The 14,577-nt window shown below is 57.1% G+C and carries 16 protein-coding genes; 12 read left to right on the forward strand and 4 right to left on the reverse strand.

Features of this window, described 5'->3' with window-relative positions; translation table 11 throughout:
* Window positions 1–542 precede the first annotated feature (542 nt).
* Window positions 543–1,340 carry a HEAT repeat domain-containing protein gene (locus EPN96_03405; protein TAL17940.1) on the forward strand — a complete coding sequence of 266 codons (798 nt, stop codon included), beginning with the start codon at window positions 543–545 and terminating at the stop codon, window positions 1,338–1,340.
* A 104-nt stretch (window positions 1,341–1,444) separates the two neighbouring features.
* On the opposite strand, the gene EPN96_03410 is transcribed toward EPN96_03405, so the two are convergent.
* Window positions 1,445–2,512 (reverse strand): 3-isopropylmalate dehydrogenase, encoded by a 1,068-nt coding sequence (locus EPN96_03410; protein ID TAL17941.1) that lies wholly within the window; start codon window positions 2,510–2,512, stop codon window positions 1,445–1,447.
* Window positions 2,513–2,949: 437 nt separating this feature from the next.
* Here EPN96_03410 and EPN96_03415 point away from each other — a divergent pair, with 437 nt between their 5' ends.
* Window positions 2,950–3,183 carry a hypothetical protein gene (locus EPN96_03415; GenBank protein ID TAL17942.1) on the forward strand — a complete coding sequence of 78 codons (234 nt, stop codon included), beginning with the start codon at window positions 2,950–2,952 and terminating at the stop codon, window positions 3,181–3,183.
* An 80-nt stretch (window positions 3,184–3,263) separates the two neighbouring features.
* Here EPN96_03415 and EPN96_03420 read toward each other — a convergent pair whose 3' ends face one another.
* The gene (locus EPN96_03420) at window positions 3,264–4,559 is read right to left on the reverse strand and encodes a hypothetical protein (protein ID TAL17943.1); all 1,296 of its coding nucleotides are present in this window, start codon (window positions 4,557–4,559) and stop codon (window positions 3,264–3,266) included.
* Between the two features lie 87 nt (window positions 4,560–4,646).
* Window positions 4,647–5,258 (reverse strand): inorganic pyrophosphatase, encoded by a 612-nt coding sequence (locus EPN96_03425; protein ID TAL17944.1) that lies wholly within the window; start codon window positions 5,256–5,258, stop codon window positions 4,647–4,649.
* 213 nt (window positions 5,259–5,471) lie between these two features.
* Here EPN96_03425 and EPN96_03430 point away from each other — a divergent pair, with 213 nt between their 5' ends.
* From EPN96_03430 to EPN96_03445, 4 genes are read left to right on the forward strand one after another with little or no spacing between them, the layout of a single operon-like run.
* Window positions 5,472–6,617 (forward strand): ribonuclease D, encoded by a 1,146-nt coding sequence (locus EPN96_03430; GenBank protein TAL17945.1) that lies wholly within the window; start codon window positions 5,472–5,474, stop codon window positions 6,615–6,617.
* Between the two features lie 33 nt (window positions 6,618–6,650).
* Complete coding sequence (tyrA, locus tag EPN96_03435) at window positions 6,651–7,781, forward strand: bifunctional chorismate mutase/prephenate dehydrogenase (GenBank protein ID TAL17946.1); 1,131 nt, start codon at window positions 6,651–6,653, stop codon at window positions 7,779–7,781.
* The gene (locus EPN96_03440) at window positions 7,781–8,044 is read left to right on the forward strand and encodes a hypothetical protein (protein TAL17947.1); all 264 of its coding nucleotides are present in this window, start codon (window positions 7,781–7,783) and stop codon (window positions 8,042–8,044) included. The genes tyrA and EPN96_03440 overlap by 1 nt, the downstream gene beginning before the upstream one ends.
* Window positions 8,017–8,502 carry a hypothetical protein gene (locus tag EPN96_03445; protein TAL17948.1) on the forward strand — a complete coding sequence of 162 codons (486 nt, stop codon included), beginning with the start codon at window positions 8,017–8,019 and terminating at the stop codon, window positions 8,500–8,502. The genes EPN96_03440 and EPN96_03445 overlap by 28 nt, the downstream gene beginning before the upstream one ends.
* Window positions 8,503–8,732: 230 nt before the next feature.
* On the opposite strand, the gene EPN96_03450 is transcribed toward EPN96_03445, so the two are convergent.
* Complete coding sequence (locus EPN96_03450; protein ID TAL17949.1) at window positions 8,733–9,389, reverse strand: TIGR04211 family SH3 domain-containing protein; 657 nt, start codon at window positions 9,387–9,389, stop codon at window positions 8,733–8,735.
* 216 nt (window positions 9,390–9,605) lie between these two features.
* Between EPN96_03450 and EPN96_03455 the strand changes: the two genes are divergently transcribed.
* The 6 genes from EPN96_03455 to EPN96_03480 are packed head-to-tail and all read left to right on the forward strand — an operon-like array spanning window position 9,606 to window position 14,380.
* Window positions 9,606–10,352, forward strand: coding sequence for a YebC/PmpR family DNA-binding transcriptional regulator (locus EPN96_03455; GenBank protein TAL17950.1), 747 nt, complete (start codon window positions 9,606–9,608; stop codon window positions 10,350–10,352).
* Window positions 10,353–10,354: 2 nt separating this feature from the next.
* Window positions 10,355–10,855: a crossover junction endodeoxyribonuclease RuvC gene (ruvC, locus tag EPN96_03460; protein ID TAL17954.1), complete on the forward strand. Its 501-nt coding sequence runs from the start codon at window positions 10,355–10,357 to the stop codon at window positions 10,853–10,855.
* Entirely contained in the window at window positions 10,852–11,451 is a 600-nt protein-coding gene (ruvA, locus tag EPN96_03465; protein TAL17951.1) for a Holliday junction branch migration protein RuvA, read from the forward strand. The genes ruvC and ruvA overlap by 4 nt, the downstream gene beginning before the upstream one ends.
* A gap of 8 nt (window positions 11,452–11,459) precedes the next feature.
* Window positions 11,460–12,473, forward strand: coding sequence for a Holliday junction branch migration DNA helicase RuvB (gene ruvB / locus EPN96_03470; GenBank protein TAL17952.1), 1,014 nt, complete (start codon window positions 11,460–11,462; stop codon window positions 12,471–12,473).
* Window positions 12,473–13,561, forward strand: coding sequence for a flavodoxin-dependent (E)-4-hydroxy-3-methylbut-2-enyl-diphosphate synthase (locus EPN96_03475; GenBank protein TAL17955.1), 1,089 nt, complete (start codon window positions 12,473–12,475; stop codon window positions 13,559–13,561). The genes ruvB and EPN96_03475 overlap by 1 nt, the downstream gene beginning before the upstream one ends.
* A 45-nt stretch (window positions 13,562–13,606) precedes the next feature.
* A complete protein-coding gene (locus tag EPN96_03480; protein TAL17953.1) occupies window positions 13,607–14,380 on the forward strand; it encodes a hypothetical protein in 774 nt (257 codons plus the stop codon).
* Window positions 14,381–14,577 lie beyond the last annotated feature (197 nt).

Here is a 14,577-nt window from a genome sequence, read left to right on the forward strand (position 1 = left end):
CGCGCTTTAAAAAGCGCGACCACTTCGTTCCGGCTGGGCCGTACGGGGCACCCACTACGCTTCGCTCCGTTAAGACCCCGCGCCGGCCCGACGCCTCCACTCGTTGCGCCGCGTACGGGCTCCTTGGGAGACGAAAGGATGGCTCGCAAATGAGCAAGGTAATTGTTGCTCATTTGCTCGAAGGTAATTTGTTTTACAGCTATTAAGAGATAGGTGTAGACATTCTACCTTCGAGTCCAAAAATATTTCATTATTTCGTTTTTGGACGAGCCATCCTTTCGCCCTCCCCGTGGCCCGTAGGTGACGCAGGGAGCGGAGGCGGAAAGGGCGGCGGGGGGGTCTTAGTGAGCGCAGCGAACGAGTGCCCCCTCACGCCCCCGCCGTAGCGACTGGTCGCTCGTAGAGCGAGCGGAACCTTCCGGGCCGATTTCTTGGGTACTTCTTTCTAAAAGAAGTACCAAGGGTGCGGGGCGAAGCCCAGCAAGCTGTAAACAGGCGGGCCGAGCCCGCCCAACCTTCGGATTGATTGGAATAATGCCGCGATGAAAAGATTGCTAAAAACACTTATTATCGTATTTTTACTTTTTGCATTATATCCATTGTATATTTTTATAAGAATCATCATCGGATCCATGTTCGACACACCATTTGACCCGATGTTCGGCCCTAGGAATCCCGTACCAGGAGCCTCCAGCTATCTTGAGAAAAGGGCCGACATCTCCCCTGAACAAAAAATCTGCTTATTGAATTGCCAACCTTGCGACAAAGATGTTTTAAAGCTGTTAAGCGCTGCTCCCTCACGAGAAGTCAGGTCATTAGTCGCCACAAATCCTTCGGTAACAACAGATGTTCTTGAAAAGCTATCAAAAGATGAGGATGACGGCGTCCGTACAAGTGTAGCTGTGGGCAGAAACACACCTCGTGAAATTCTGTTGACATTACTGAATGACCCGGATGGTACAGTAAGGTGGTCAGTTCCTGGAAATGAAAACCTTACTGAAAGCGATATCAGGGAGCTATACAACAAAAAAGCTTCTCTTACAATGATCGCTGCCAACAACAATACCCCCGTTGACATTTTGGAACAATTGGCCGAACTTAGCGACAGCAGCATTTCCATGGAAATATGCCGAAACAGAAATATTACCGACAAAATTGCTTTGTTTCTTTTAAATGATTCAAAAATAGATGTTAATTACACTCCGATTGGGCTTGTCCATAACCCTGCTATTTCTGATAATATTCTTAAGATCCTTGCCAACAATCCCAGAGTTGAAATAAGCAACTACGCAAATAAATATTTAGAGGAACGCAAGCAATCGCAGACTAACAAGAATTAAACAACAGGGATAACATAAAACTATTTCCGGGCTTAATCATAAACAAGTAAAAGCCCCGCCGGTTTACCCGGCGGGGCGTTCACATTTCAGGGAACTATTAAGAACTACGCCAGCAGTTTCTCGATGACCAGATCGCCCACCTGAGAGGTGGAGTATCCCATCTTCCCTGCCGCCAGAGACTTCAACTTGTTCCCCGTGACATACATGACCGCCTCTTCGATGGCGCTTGCGGCCTTCGTCTCGCCGAGGTGGTCGAGCATCATCCCGGCGGCGCAGATCGCCGCGAGGGGGTTGATTATCCCCTGACCGGTGTACTTGGGGGCGCTGCCGCCGATGGGCTCGAACATGGAGACGCCCTCGGGGTTGATGTTGCCGCCCGCCGCTATCCCCATGCCGCCCTGGATCATCGCGCCGAGGTCGGTGATGATGTCGCCGAACATGTTGTCGGTGACGATTACGTCGAACCACTCGGGGTTCTTGACCATCCACATGCAGGTGGCGTCTACGTGAGCGTAGTCGCGCTTGATGTCTTTGTATTCCTTCTCGCCGACTTCGTTGAAGACGCGCTCCCAGAGGTCGAAGGCGTAGGTGAGGACGTTGGTCTTGCCACAGAGGGTGAGCTTCTTTTCCTGACCCCGCTTGCGGGTGTACTCGAAGGCGTAGCGCAGGCAGCGCTCGACGCCCATGCGGGTGTTTATCGATTCCTGGACGGCTACCTCGTGCATCGTCCCCTTGCGTAGCGTGCCTCCCGCTCCGGCGTAAAGCCCTTCGGTGTTTTCGCGGACGACGACGAAATCTATCTCGGCGGGTCCTTTGTCCTTGAGCGGGGTGTAGACGCCGGGGAAGAGCTTTACGGGGCGAAGGTTGATGTATTGGTCGAGCTCGAAGCGGAGCTTGAGCAGTATCCCCTGTTCGAGGATGCCGGGCTTCACGTCGGGGTGGCCGATGGCTCCGAGGAGTATCGAATCGTGCTGTCTGAGATCGCCGACGGCGCTGGGGGGGAGGACTTCGCCGGTGCGAAGGTAGCGGTCGCCGCCGAAATCGTAGGTGACCTTCTCGGTCTTGAAGCCGAACTTGCCCGCAGCCGCGTCGAGGACGCGAAGCCCTTCGGCCACTACCTCGGGGCCGGTGCCGTCGCCGGGGATTACCGCTATCTTGTAAGTCTTGGACATCTTGATCTCCTTGGTGGCTGGCGCATCCTTTTCGCCCCCGGCTTCGTCATGTCTTCGCTCAAGGGTTTCGTCGTAGCGCTGCTACCGCCTCACCCTCTCGCTCCGGGATTCCTTGCCGGGAACGAAAAACCGCGCCAGATTATTCATTTTAGATACCGTTCAGGTTCTTTAGAGCGTTAGAGGTTTACTACAAATAAAGCCTCGAAACAATATAACTTTTTTAATCATTCCAAAGATTTGACTCACCAAAATTCTTTTGGCGGGACCAAAACCGGGAGGGCGAAGCCGCCTATTGATTTAACCCCCGAAACGCCGCTCCGCAAAGATTTTCTTTCGCCCCCGGACGAAGGCGAGCCGCACTCACCCCGGTCTTGACAGCCACAAAAATAATGCTAGGTATTAACGTGCCACGCAACCTTTTTCATAAGGGGAACATCATGAGCAAGTTCAGTCAATACACGGCAATCAATAAATGGGCGTTGGTTTTCCCAACAGATGTGTTCCTGGTTCTGGTTGAAAAACATGACCCCCACGGCCCAGAGGTCAAGGATCTGGAGAAATTGTTTGAAAAAATGGCTCCGGAAGATAAGAAAATCACCGTGGCTCTGGCCACGAGCCTTGCCAAGGCTTCCAAAATGGTTCTGGAGGCAGCAGCAGCCAAAACGAAGTAACGAATTAACCAGTCGCCAAACATGAAAAAGGGGCCGCTCCCACGCGGGTGCGGCCTTCGATTTCAAAATATGCTTTCCACTTACTTGGCGGGCATCTTGCCTATGGTGGAAGGCACCAGCCCGTCAACCCAGCCCGCGTCCTTTTCCTTGTGGCAGGAGAGGCATGCTTCCTTCGCGGTCATCTCTTTGGGGGGATTTACCGGGTAGAAGTGATACTCGTGCTCCGGGGGCTGTGGCTTCCAGGTGGTGGCCCCGTCGGCGGCTATGGAGGCTACCGCCCTGTCTTCGGGGTCGGCCTTGTCGTGGCACTCCGAGCAATCCATCTTGTTCTGCGAGAAATCGAACTTGTGGTCGTGTATCGAATAGGAACCCCACTCCTCGACTATCGAGGGGGAGTGGCAGTCGGTGCACTGCGCCTGTTCGGGGGCGTGGCCCGAGTGGCTCTTGTAATCGGCGTTTAGCGCGGTGTGGCAGGTGCCGCAGTACTCGGCCCTCGACATGTAGCGCTCGGCAGTCTCCGTCTTGCCCCTGTCGAAACCGCAGACCTCGCAGGCGCGGTTGTTGGAGTAGAACTTGGAGGCGAAGAAGTAGTACATGCGCTTTCTCTCCATGAAATCCATGGTGCCCCAGTACCACTTCTTGGACTTGGGCTTGGGCATGAAAAAGTCGCTGGTGTATTTGGCTATGTCTTCGCCGGGAACGAAATTAACGGCGAAGGGGTATTTGTTGTAGGTGGTGTCGGTGCCGTCGGTGTGGCACTGCATGCAGATCATCAGGGCGCGTTCTTTGGGAAGCTTGAGGGGGTTGACTATCTTCGCGACGTCACCCTCGCTTTCGACGTGCGCCTTGCCCGGCCCGTGGCAGGATTCGCAGCCTATGCCGGGCTCGAAGAAGGTCTCTGTCTTTCCGTCGAAGCCTACGGTGTGGCAGCCGTCACAGAAGATGTTGTAGGGGTTCTGCCGCCAGTTGAAAATCGAGTAGGGCTCCCAAGCGTTTTTCGGAATGTTCCAGTACTTGGGCAGCACGTAGAGCACGCCGTCGATGCGGGTGAGGTACTTCTGCACCCAGTGGTTGCCGACGGTGTAGGCGATATCCTCGGGGGCGAAGGGGATCGAGTCGTTAAAGCTGGTGGCCTTGATGGCGGTGGGGTCTTTCTTGGCGTCTACGAGCATCCGGGCGTGCGAGGTCAGCCTCCACTGCTCGTAGGTCTTCTCGTGGCAATCCTTGCAGGAATCGCTGCCGGAGAAGCCGGGCAGCCCGCCGTTCTCAGCGAAAGAGAGGGTGGCCACTCCGGCGATAAGGGCCAAGGCCGCAAGCCCGGCAATAAAGCTGTGTCGTCTCACAACCCGTTCCTCCCAAAACCAAAAGAAATGAATTGACGCGAACGCCCAATATAACCCGTGTCCGCGTCAGAGGACAAGCCGTTATCTTTTGCCGAAACCGCCCTGCGGCCTACCGTGATTTCAACCGGCATATTCTTTTTTGTAATCCTCTATCGAAGCCGCGATTACCTCAAAAGCCCTTTCGTGGCCGTACGCTTTTTCGATGTGCACCGGCGACTCCTCGCCCGGAGCGAGTTTGTAGGTGGTGAAGTAATGGTTCAGCCTCTCCACCAGCACCGGGGGCAGATCGGAAATATCGCGCGCCTTCCCCCAGATGTTGTCGTTTTCAAGCACCGCGATTATCTTGTCGTCCGCCTCTCCCTTGTCCAGCATCAGAAGGCCGCCGACGACGCGCGCGGAGAGTATCACTTCGCTTTTGTTCACCGGCCGCTCGCTTATGACGCAGATGTCGAGGGGGTCGCCGTCGCCCATTATCCCCTTGCCCGCCATCGCTCCCACGCGCTTGCCGCAGTAGGTGCGCGGTACGAAGCCGTAGAGGGCGGGGGGCTGGGAGGAGGTTCTCTGCGGGCGGTCGACCTTCAGGTAGCCGGAGGTCTTGTCCACTTCGTACTTTACGAGGTCGAAGGGGGTTATCTCGATATAGGCGGTGACCACCTCGGGAGGGTTCGGCCCCACGGGAAGGCCGTGCCAGGGGTGGGGGCGCCATTGGTGAAATCCGAGTCTATAGGGCATATTATTGCAATTCTCCTCTTAAGGGCCTACATTTAGCCTTCGTTTTTAAGCAGGAAAAGGTTTTTTTACAAGAAAGTTCATCTCCCGGCGCATGGTTTTTTTTAAACCGCCGTTCGTTTGAACTCTCCCGGCGGCGATGGCCGGGTCCATAGCCGGACACCGTAAGCCCGCGCCGGTAAAGAAAAAAACCTCCCGAACCGGAGATTGAAACCGATGACCTTGCCCCAATACAGCTACGTATCGACCCCGGGAGATATAAGCTTTGCTTTCGCCGAACTTGCGGGAGGGGGCACGGTAGCCCTCGACCTTGAGGCCGCCGGTCTTCACCGCTACCGCGATTCGGTCTGCCTCGTCCAGGCGGCGCGAAAGGGGAAGATATACGTAATAGACCCGCTCGCAAAGGGCGCGGACATCACCCCCCTCGGGGCCATACTGGCCGACCCCTCGACGAGGAAGGTTTTTCACGGCTGCGATTATGACGTGCGGCTCCTCAAAAGGGATTACGGTTTTACCTTCCGCTCCATCTTCGACACCATGATCGCCTCGCAGTTTCTGGGAAGAAAAGCCATCGGCCTCGCCGCCCTCCTGATGGAGGAGTTCGGGGTTCTGGCGGACAAGAAATTCCAGAAGGCGGACTGGTCCGCGAGGCCGATAAGCGAGGGGATGCTGGCCTACGCCGCCCTCGACGTGGCCTACCTCGAAGAGCTTGCAGACAGGCTGGAGCGCGCGCTCACCGAGGCCGGAAGGCTGGAGTGGGCGAAAGAGGAATTCGCCCTCCTCGAAAACGCCGAGCCCTCGCCCCTTTCGCCCCCTTCCGCCCTCGAAGCGAAGGGCGCGGGAAAGTTCACCCCCCGCCAGTGCGCGGTGCTTCAGGCGCTGCTCGACCTTCGCGACAGGACGGCGCAAAAGTGGGACCGCCCGCCCTTCAAGGTTCTGCCGGGCGACCTCCTTCTGACCTGGGCGGTGACGCCGCCGAAAAGCAAAAAAGAGCTTTTCGAGACGAAGGGGGCTTCCGAGAGGATTCTGGGGAGGCTTTCGGGCGAACTCATGGAAGCGATCGAGACCGCGCTGGCCCTCCCCCCCGGCGAATGCCCGGTGAGGGAGGAGGCTCCCCGGTTCCCCCCGATGACCGGAGAGGAAAAGGAGCGGCTGGCGAAGCTCAAGGCGGTAAGGACGAAGAGATCGGAGGAGCTCCTCATCGATCCCGGCCTTCTCGTTAACACCGCCACCCTTGAAAAGGTAGCGAGGGCCGAGCCCGGAACCGAGGGTGCGCTTCTCAACTCCCTGCTTAAAAACTGGCAGAAGGAGGCGGTTGGAAGCGCACTGGCCGCCTTGACAGAAGCGGCCGTATCCTCGTAACTTGGGAGGCCAATCCAAACTTTCGGAGGGTAAATGGGGAAGGTTGAAGAACTTCTGAAAAATTCGCGGGAGAAGATCGACGAACTGGACGGGATGATCCTCAGGCTCCTAGCCGACAGGGCCGCTGTGGTGGCCGAGGTCGCCGAGGTGAAGAAGGCGCAAAACCTCCCCGTCTACCACCCCGCCCGCGAGGAAGACCTTATCACCAGCCGCCGCCGGAAGGCGGGGGAGCTTGGCCTCAGCCCCGACATGGCCGAGGAGATCTTCCGCACCATCCTTCGCAATTCGCGCATAACACAGACGGGCACGATGGCCGGCAAAGCGCTGCGCCCCGGCGCGAAGGTTTTGGTGGTGGGCGGTGCGGGCTCGATGGGAAGGCTGCTCGTAAAGTGGTTTTCCGGCGCGGGGTACGAAGTCAGGGTGCTTGAGCGTGACGACTGGGACAAGGCAGGAAAACTCTGCGAAGACCTCGACCTCGCCATACTCTCGGTGCCGATAAACATTACCGCGAAGGTGGCCGAAAACCTCTCCCCCTTCCTCTCAAAAGACTGCATCCTCGCCGACATCACCTCGATAAAGAAAGAGCCGGTTCAGGCGATGCTTTCCTCGCACTCCGGCCCCGTCCTCGGCCTCCACCCGATGTTCGGCCCCACCACCGAATCGCTCGACAAGCAGATAGTGGTCGCCACCGAGGGGCGAGACCCCGAAAAGTGCGAATGGGTCGTGGCCCAGCTCGCGGCGTGGGGAGCGGTAATCGTGCGCTCCAACCCTGCCGAGCACGACGAGATGATGGATGTCGTTCAGGCGCTGCGCCACTTCGCCTCCTTCGCCTTCGGACGGTTCCTCTGCGACAGGAAGGTCAGCCTCCGGCGCACGCTGGAGTTTTCAAGCCCGATCTACCGGCTGGAGCTGGACATGGTGGGCAGGCTCTTCGCGCAGGATCCGGCGCTCTACGCCGAGATAATCTTTTCCACCCCCCAGCGGCGCGAGCTGCTCAAAAACTACGTCAAAAGCCTCTCCGAGAACGAAACCCTGCTCGACAACGCCGACGTGGACGGCTTTCTGGGAGAGTTCCGCCGCGTGGCGGAATGGTTCGGCCCCTTCAGCGACCAGGCGATACGCGAATCCACCTACCTCATCGAAAAGATGATCGAGCGCTTCTGATGGGGGAGAGAGTTATCGCCTGTAATGAAGTTCTGGAGGTAAGGACCGAGATACCCGAGGGGCACAAGCACATCCGCACCACCGTCACCCTTGCGAGCGGCGAAACTCTGGTCTTTCAGGAAGCCACAATCGCCGCCATAGTCCGCGCCTACGCCACGGTAAAAACTCATCCTTTGGAAAAGTCCGTTGTGTTGAAGGGGAGGGTTCTTTCGGAGCGCAAAGAGGGGTATGCGGAGTGGCAGTTGGTGGAGGAGGAAAAATAATGTCTAGCAATAAAAGCACCGAAAGACAATTAACAGGAATGGCAGGTGAATTCCTAGTTGCAGGCAAGTTGTTCAAATTAGGCTACCAAGTTTCAATAACTCTTGGAAATGCAAAGTCAATAGACTTGTATGTTAGCTTTGGCGATTCTGATTCAAGGCCTCTATGCGTTCAAGTTAAAACCCTGCGCAAGCCGAATTGTTTCTTAATACGCCAGGAGGATATCAAGGAAGATCATATCTACGTGTTCGTTATGCTGTGGGATATCTCAAAGCAGGAGGATTACTATATAATAACAGGCAAAGAAATAATGCAAAATAGAGATCATTTTTTCGGCGGCTCATACTGGCACGAAAAACCCAGCAATATGCCAGCTATAAATTTAGGACCATTAAAAGATGGCGGTTACAAAGACAGGTGGGATATTTTTGAAGAAATGCTTAAATCTAGCGGCGCTTAGTTGTGTAGGATGGGCTTTAGCCCATCGGTCTACGTCTGTGGGGCTCTGCCCCACACCCCTTGGGTACTTCTTTCTAAAAGAAGTACCAAGGAGCGCGAGGCAATGCCTCGCAAGCTGTAAAAAGGTTTTCACGATAGGTTTTGTCGGCTTTCGTTCCTCAAGCGCGACCTACACAACTATTCCCTGGATTCCCGCCTGCGCGAGAATGACGATATTCCTCAAAACTACCCCTAGAACCTGATCTTCCCTGCGCTGTGCCTTCTTCTGGTAGAAAAGAAACTCCCCATTATGTAACCCGTTGCGAGGACAAAGCCGCCCGCGAGGATGGCGAAGACGTTGCGGTAGTTTCTTATGGATTCCATCTGGGCTAGGTGCTCGGAAGAGAGCCTTTCGGCTTCGGCGGCCCGCGCCTCGGCGGATTCCTTTTCCTCTTTCAGTTTCACCACGTTCGCGTTAAGTTTTTTCCACTCGGCGAGTTCCCTTTCGAGGTCGGAGATTCTTCCCAGAAGGTCTTCCTTCCCCTGCGCGGCGGCGCCGAGCTCCTGCCCCGCCCTTCCCGATTCTGCGAGCAGCCTCTGGTTTTCGGCCTTGGCTATTTCCGCCTCGGTTATCGCCTGGATGAGCTTCGCGGCGGAGGGGGGCTGCCCGGTGAGTCTGTCGGAGGCGAGCCACCCTTCGGTGGGGGCCGTGAGGCGCGACCAGCCGTTTTTTTCCTGCGCGACCTCGACCTCCGCCCCGGCGGGGACGCCGGAGATTATGCGGAACTCTTTGCCGGGGCCGTCGCGGAGGGGTATCTCGGCGTTTTCGATTACGAACATTCTCGCCGCGTCGGCGGTGGAGCAAAAGAGCGCCAGCAGGGCGAAAGAAAACAAAATCCTCAACTTCATCGGAACATTCCTCCGGAGGTTTGAAAGTCAGGTGAAGAATCGCTCCTTTCGGAATTTTTTTCAAGGGAGGAGCGTTTTTAAAGGCCCGGCTGCGGCGTTACCCCGGGAGGAAAAGATGCGAAGGACAAGAGGGGCTTTTCTACGGGCTGCCCAATCTGTTAAGCTAAACGATTAACGGTTTTCGGCAAATATTGAACGCATGCGTGAGGATTGAAGATGGCCGGTCACAGTAAATGGGCTAACATAAGGCACAGAAAAGGGCGCGAAGACGCCAAAAGAGGCAAGGTTTTCGCAAAGATAGCGAAGGAGATAGTCGTTGCCGCGAAGATCGGCGGGGGCGACCCGGACGGCAACCCGCGCCTTCGCACCGCGATAGACAAGGGCCGCGAGCAGAACATGCCCAAGGACAACATCCAGCGGGCGATAGCCAAGGGCACCGGCGACAGCGGCGGGGCGAGCTACGAGACTATCTACTACGAGGGGTACGGCCCCGGCGGCGTCGCGGTCTTCGTGGAATCCCTCACCGACAACAAGAACCGCACCGTCTCCGACGTGCGCCACGCCTTCTCCAAGTGCAACGGCAATCTCGGCACCTCCGGCTCGGTCGGCTACCTCTTCGAGAACAAGGGACTAATCCTCGTGCCCAAGTCGGTCGAGGAAGACAAGATCATGGAGGTAGCCCTCGAAGCCGGAGCGCTGGACGTGCAGGAAGCTGGCGACCAGTGGGAGGTGACCACCTCTCCCACCGATTACCACGCGGTGCGCTCGGCCATCGAGGCCGCGAAAATTCCGATCGATTCGGGCGAGCTTACGATGATCCCGACTACCACCGTCAGCATCTCCGGCAAGGACGCCATCAACATGATGAAGCTGATGGACATGCTGGAGGACAACGACGACGTGCAGAACGTCTACGCCAACTTCGACATAGACGATTCGGAGCTGGAAAGCATAACCGGGTGATGATCCGCGTCCTGGGCATCGATCCCGGCTCCCGCGTCACCGGCTGGGGCGTTGTGGAGTTCGAGGGGAACCGCCTGGCGTGGGTCGGCCACGGAGAGATAAAGACCAAATCCGAAGATCCTCTTCCGGCCAGGCTTTTAAAGATACGCAGGGGGCTTCTGGAGGTGCTCGGCAGGTTCGAGCCGAACGAGGCGGGGGTCGAATCGATCTTTACCGCGAAGAATGCACTCTCGGCGCTTAAGCTCGGCCATGCCCGCGGCGTGGCCCTCCTCTCCCTCGAAGAGAACGGAACTCCGATAACGGAATATTCCCCCCTGCAGGTGAAATCTTCGGTGGTGGGCTACGGCAGGGCGGAAAAGGAGCAGGTGCAGGAGATGGTGAGAAGGCTTTTGTGCCTCCCTGAAAAGCCGCCGGAGGATGCGGCCGACGCCCTCGCGGTTGCGATCTGCCACGGCAGGTCGCGCTCGACGACGCTCGCAATACTGGCGGGGGTCAGAAGATGATAGCCGCCCTCACCGGGAATCTCCTTCGCTCCACCGTGGGCGAGGCGGTGCTGGACGTAAACGGCGTCGGCTACCGCGTCTTTTTGCCCCTCTCGACCTACTCGCGCCTCCCCTCGCTGGGAGAGCCGGTATCGCTTCGCATCGTCACCATAGTAAAAGAGGACGAGATCGCCCTCTACGGCTTTTTCACCGAGCGGGAGGAGTGGCTCTTCAACCTCCTGCGCGACGTGAGCGGCGTTGGGCCGAAACTCTCCGCCAAGGTCCTTTCCGGCCTCGAACCGGGGAGGCTGCGCGACGCGCTGGGTGGCGGCGACGTTACGACCCTCTGCACCATCCCCGGAGTGGGAAAGAAGCTCGCCCAGCGGCTGATCGTAGAACTGCGGGAGAAGGTGGGGGCCTTCGATTCCGGAGCGGCCTACGCCGAAACCCCCCTGCCTGCCGGTCCAGTCTCCGAGGCGGTGGAAGCCCTCATCGCGCTCGGCTATCCGCGCCCGGTGGCGAAGCGGGCGGTAGAGGGTGTCTTTTCGCCCGACGCCGGAGTAACCGTCGAAGAGCTCATTCGGCTTTCGCTTCGCGCTCTCGCGCCCCGGCGCTGAGGTAGAAAATGTCTGAACGGATAATAACGCCTGTGAAGATTGAAGAGGACTCGGGAGTCTCCTCGCTCCGTCCCTGCAGCCTTTCCGAGTACATCGGGCAGGAGAGGCTTAAGGAAAACCTCCACGTCTTCATAGCGGCGGCCAGGACAAGGGGAGAGCCGCTCGACCACGTCCTCTTCTCCGGCCCCCCCGGCCTCGGCAAGACCACCCTTGCCAACATCATCGCAAGCGAGATGGGCGTCGGCATCGAAACCACCTCCGGCCCCGTCATAGAAAAGCCCGGCGACCTGGCCGCTATTCTGACTAATCTTTCGGCGGGCGACGTGCTCTTCATAGACGAGATACACCGCCTCAGCCCCGTTGTGGAGGAGATACTCTACCCCGCGATGGAGGATTTCCAGCTCGACATCATGATAGGGCAGGGGCCCAGCGCCCGCTCGATAAAGATAGACCTCCCCAAATTCACCCTCGTCGGCGCGACCACCCGCTCCGGCCTTCTCACCGCGCCCCTTCGCGACCGCTTCGGCGTCACGGGGAGGCTTGAGTTCTACTCCCCTGAGGAGCTCAAGATAATAATAGTGCGCTCCGCCGGGATAATCGGGGTCGAACTGACCGGGGAAGGCGCGTGGGAGATAGCCCGCAGGAGCAGGGGCACCCCGCGCATAGCCAACCGCCTCCTTCGGCGGGTTAGGGACTTCGCCGAGGTGCGCCACGGCGGCTCGATAGACCGCGAGGTCGCGGACAAGGCCCTCGGCTCGCTCGACGTGGACGAAAAGGGGTTCGACAGGATGGACTGCCGGATACTCACCACCATAATAAAGCTCTTCGGCGGCGGGCCCGTCGGCGTGGAGACGATAGCGGCGGCGATAGGCGAGCAGAAAGACACCATCGAGGACGTTTACGAGCCCTACCTCATCCAGCAGGGGTATCTCGCCCGCACCGCGCGGGGGAGGATAGCCACCGACGCCGCCTACCTCCACTTCGGGCTTGAACGCCCCACCCGGCAGGGGGATCTCCTGTGATTACCTCCGGCGCTCCGGAGCGCAGAAAAACCCGGCAACTAAGCGTCGGCAAGGTGAAGATCGGCGGCGACGCCCCGGTTTCCATCCAGTCGATGACCAACACCGACACCCGCGACGTACAGGCCACCATCCGGCAGATACAGAGGCTGGAGGCGGCGGGCTGCGAGATAGTGCGCCTCGCCGTCCCCGACGAGGACGCGGCCAAAGCACTTAAAGAAATCAAGGCGGAGGTTAACCTCCCCCTCATAGCCGACATCCACTTCCACCACACGCTCGCGCTTATGGCGCTCGAAAGCGGCGTGGACGGCCTCCGCCTCAACCCCGGCAACATCGGGGCGCGGTGGAAGGTCGAAGAGGTGGTAAAGGCCGCCTCCGAACGGTGCATCCCCATCCGCATCGGGGTCAATTCCGGCAGCGTAGAGAAGGAAGTGCTCGAAAAGCACGGCGGCCCCACCCCGGCGGCGCTCGTCGAATCCGCCCTCGGCCACGTGCGTATTCTCGAAGACCTCGACTACGACAGGATAAAGGTCAGCCTCAAGGGCTCGCAGGTGATGCAGACGGTAGCCGCCTACAAGCTGATGAGCGCCGAGCGCGACTACCCCCTCCACATCGGCATCACCGAGGCGGGCACAGTCTTTCGCGGCGGCGTCAAATCCGGCGTGGGGATAGGGATACTGCTTTACGAAGGGCTCGGCGACACCCTGCGGGTAAGCCTCACCGGCGACCCGGTGCGCGAGGTCGAAGTCGCGTGGTGGATACTCGGCGCTCTCGGCATCCGCAGGCGCGGGGTCGAGGTGATAAGCTGCCCCACCTGCGCCAGAACCCGCCTTCCCATCGAGACCCTCGCCCTCGAAGTCGAAAAGGCCCTCGCCGACCTCGACGCCCCCGTCACCGTCGCCGTAATGGGCTGCGAGGTCAACGGACCCGGCGAAGCAAGGGAAGCGGACGTAGGCGTAGCCTCCGGCAAAGGGTACGGGCTGCTTTTTAAGCGCGGGGAGGTGGTTGGAAAGGTTCCCGAGAACGAAGTCGTCGCGGCGGTGGTAAAGATGGCGAGGGAAGTGGCAAAAGAGAAATTAGAGAAAAAGTAGGGTGCGTTAGCGGTAGCGTAACGCACCGAAAAAGAAGGAATTTTTATGTCATTCTCACCAAAAGTAAAAGAGGAAGTTCTTGCTGCTTGTGGGCGGCACTGCTGTCTTTGTCATAAATTTTGCGGGATAAAGGTTGCAGTTCACCATATAAAGTTGGAATCCAAGGGCGGTGACAACTCCGCTGAAAATGCTATCGCCCTTTGTTTAGATTGCCATGCTGACATGAGTTCGTATGACCATCAACACCCGATAGGCACTAAATATTCAGAAGCCGAACTTAGATCGCATCGCGATAAATGGTACGATAAGGTTAATAGGAATATTGGAATCGCTAGTGTTAGCGAAACCGTGGATATTGACAAAAAGATATTTGAAAAATTGGTTATAGTTCTCCCTTGGAGAAATTGTATATATTTCTTAAGAAAAGAATTCTCTGCTGAAGCTGATTTTAAGAACGAAGACACAAGACAACTTAGAGATTTTGACTATTTATGTAACAATGCAGCATTCGAGTTTATTGATCCAGATCTAGAGGGTTTAAGGATTGCTCTAAGTAAATCTGTGGATAAATTCATTCAATTAATAAATTCTAACACTTTCCATTCTAACACTTTCCGTGCTTTCCTTGGTAATGCTCCCGGCCCTGTCTGTTTTTATAGAGTTCCCGAAGAATTGAAATACGAACAACCCGAGAGATATGACAAAGTTGTTAAAGAAATTAATGCTGCTGCTGATGACGTTTGCGATGCTTATGAAAATCTACTTAAAAATGCGATAAGGAAATTAGGGGTATTGCCCGAGGGCACCCTTGATTTCTAATTAGCGAGGTTTGGTGTAGTAAGTAGGTTGGGTGGAGCGTAGCGATACCCAACTATTGCAATGAATGGATATTTGATACTTTGCGGGCTGCCCGCCCGCGCCCGGCCCCATTTCTTTTGAGCGACCAAAAGAAATGGGGGAAAGAAAAGTCGCGCTCCCTTTGTGCCCAAAGCTCGCTCGTTCGTCGCTCGGCGAGC

Source organism: bacterium, assembly GCA_004322275.1.
GTDB lineage: Bacteria > Desulfobacterota > Deferrisomatia > Deferrisomatales > BM512 > SCTA01.